The sequence below is a fragment of the Pseudomonas sp. NKUCC02_KPG genome (assembly GCF_019345465.1).
In the GTDB taxonomy this organism is placed as follows: domain Bacteria; phylum Pseudomonadota; class Gammaproteobacteria; order Pseudomonadales; family Pseudomonadaceae; genus Aquipseudomonas.
In genome coordinates this window covers 1-2,666 of record NZ_JAHKRC010000031.1, presented here as the reverse complement: position 1 = coordinate 2,666, position 2,666 = coordinate 1, and the positions used below count along the sequence as shown (strand labels likewise).

The 2,666-nt window shown below is 58.6% G+C and carries 3 protein-coding genes; 2 read left to right on the top strand and 1 reads right to left on the bottom strand.

The features are described from left to right. Positions 1-74 precede the first annotated feature (74 nt). Both KO536_RS24030 and KO536_RS24025 read left to right on the top strand, forming a co-directional pair. Positions 75-1,013, top strand: a complete 939-nt coding sequence (locus tag KO536_RS24030; protein ID WP_219263256.1) for a protein rep — start codon at positions 75-77, stop codon at positions 1,011-1,013. A gap of 637 nt (positions 1,014-1,650) precedes the next feature. Then, complete coding sequence (locus KO536_RS24025) at positions 1,651-2,076, top strand: hypothetical protein (RefSeq protein ID WP_197884198.1); 426 nt, start codon at positions 1,651-1,653, stop codon at positions 2,074-2,076. A gap of 378 nt (positions 2,077-2,454) precedes the next feature. Here the strand turns inward: KO536_RS24025 and KO536_RS24020 are convergent. Further along, the coding region (locus KO536_RS24020; RefSeq protein WP_219263254.1) for a hypothetical protein at positions 2,455-2,666 on the bottom strand (212 nt) is incomplete at its 5' end.

The following is a 2,666-nucleotide window of genomic DNA, read 5'->3' as shown; positions in this document are numbered from 1 at the left end:
TCTGCTTTACTTGATACATAGAAACAATGTGCATGCAGATGCTATGCTCGGTCCCATAGGAAAGGGGGCCAAAAATGGCGCATAAAAAAACCCCTGAGAACTCTTCCAACTTGGCAGGCGGGGAGTTCACAGGGGCTGACGAAGCTAGGCTTCTGGACGAAAGAATAGCACGCTACGGCGTGGCTCACGCAAGGTCTCAGGCGATGCTCGATCATCTCCGAGAGGCACCGTCACAGGCCACCACGAAGACTGCTGCTGGCCTTGCCAGTTGCGGTAATTACCTGCACTTCCGGGAGTACTTCACCGTGGGCAAGGTACGGCTGCATAGCGCAACGTTTTGCAAGCAGCACCTGGTCTGCCCGCTATGCGCTATTCGCCGCGGGGCCAAGGCTCTTGGGGCTTACCTGACGCGATGGCAGGTGATCCAGGAGGAGCGACCGGATCTGCGCCCATATCTCTTGACCCTCACGGTCAAAAATGGCGATGACCTGGAAGAAAGGCAGACTCACCTCAGTAAGTCATTGCGTAAGCTTTTGGACCGTCGCCGCAATTTCAATTCCGGTGTCCCACGTGCTCCATGGACAGAGCTTTGCAAGGCAGAGGGAGCGGTCTACACCTTGGAGCTGACCAACAAGGGCAAGGGCTGGCATCCTCACTGTCACATGATCATTCTGGCGACCTCTCAGCTATCCCAAACAGACCTCAGCGCCGAGTGGCACAAGATCACCGGCGACAGCATGGTCGTGGATTGCAGGCCCATCCTGGGCGATCCAGTGGAGGGTTTCATGGAGGTATTCAAGTACGCCGTGAAGTTCTCCGACTTGACCCTGGCTGACAACTGGCACGCGGCGCAGATCCTCAAGGGCAAGCGCCTGCTGAACAGCTTCGGCTCGTTCCGTGGCGTCGATATCCCAGACTCACTGCTCGATGAGCCTCTCGATGGGCTCCCTTATCTGGATCGGTTTTATCGCTACCTGGACGATTCCTACCAGCCGGCGAGCATTCGAGACTGATCGCCGTCCTCTTGCTCACCTATTGCTGCCGCAATAGGTAAAACAATAGGTTGCGCAATAGGACTGCCAAGAGCCAAAACCATAGAAACCAACAGCAAAGTGCCGTCACCCCTGCGGGTCTCCGTGGCCGCCCCTGCGGGCCGCCCAAACCTCCCGGGGGAGCGCCCCGGAAGGCCTTCAGGGTTCTGAATCGCTGCGCGATTCGCCACCCTCTTTCCTCCCCTGCGCCCTGGACGGGCTTGTCTCGAAAATTCACCCGCGTGCGCGCCCGGCAAAGCCGGACCACCCCGCTTTCTGAGACTTCGCGACGCATCGATGCGGGACTTCGTCCCTTCCTCTGCTGCTCCGGCTCGAAACCAGGGTGGTCCGGTTTCACCTGACGCGCACGCAAGCGGTGCGGCCTGATGCTTCGCACCCTGGTTTCGCCCTGGACGGGCTGCACCAGGGCAGAACGGGAAAATTTGGCCTGGGGGCCATTTCCCCTCACCACCCTCGTGGGCTCGGGTAGCGTCTGTCTGGCTGTTTCCGTCGTCTTCGACGCCGGTTTATCAGAGCGGCTTTTGGCCGCTCTGGAAGCAGCTTTCAGCTGCCCAAAGCAGGCTGCGCTACCATGCGATTTTCGCCTGGGAGCAGCCCAATGCAGCGCATAGCAAAACCCTCAGATTACGTCCTGCAGGACATCCTCGGCAGATCGCAGTATGTGCTGCCCTGGGAGGACAAGCTTTGCCCTGGGAATCCCACAGACAATCCCGAGGCAGGTGCGGTTGAGTACAACGAACATGCCCTTGAGAGGGCCCGTAGCGGCGGTGTGGCCATCAAGGCCGATCCGGTAGGCGATGCAGTGAATGCGGCCATAAAAACGCCTGGTGAGGCTCACAGGGCCCTTGCGCGGGATCTAGCGGCCTCATACCTGGGCGGTTATCAATTTCTCATGAGCGACTTGGAGCACTGGGACGAGGAAACCAAACACACCCGGGCTGGCCTGGTTTTTTCCAATCAGGATCTGCGCAACCTATCGGCGCGCCAGGTGATGGATCTCCGTGCCCGAACTGCACAAGCCTGACGCGCTGCGCTTGTCCCCTCGGCCTCCGCACTGGAACAAGTTCCAGCACTCCGATCGAGGCCATTCGTTTGATGGTATGGCCTGCCGTTTGAGTGGCAAGGTCAGGGGCCGCGACCCCGGCTCGGCGTGACGCGCTTCACCGTCGCGCAGAACGGAGTCCCGGGCGAAGCGAACCCTTGACCCTCCGCCGACCAAAGCACCCTTTGGCTCTCTGCTCCTGGCCACCGGCCGGGAGCGGAGGCCCCCAGCATGGGTGTTTTTGATCTTGATTTTGATGGTCGCGATCGACAGTCGACGTGAGTCGGAAACCTCGGTCGTTATGGTCCTTGTCGTGATGCCAACATTCGGTATCACCACTGAGGACTTGGCATGAAGATTTCAATCGAGCTGGACCGTAAGGACGTTTTGTCTTTGATCGCTGTTTTTCTGCTGATGCTCCCGAATTCCGGGGCTTTGCGCGGTTCTGAGGCGGGCGAATCTCTGCTTTACTTGATACATAGAAACAATGTGCATGCAGATGCTATGCTCGGTCCCATAGGAAAGGGGGCCAAAAATGGCGCATAAAAAAACCCCTGAGAACTCTTCCAACT

What these genes read in the sequence shown, in the direction of transcription:
- KO536_RS24030 (WP_219263256.1), top strand. Translation starts at nt 75, where the DNA reads ATGGCGCATAAAAAAACCCCTGAGAACTCTTCCAACTTGGCAGGCGGG.
- KO536_RS24025 (WP_197884198.1), top strand. Translation starts at nt 1,651, where the DNA reads ATGCAGCGCATAGCAAAACCCTCAGATTACGTCCTGCAGGACATCCTC.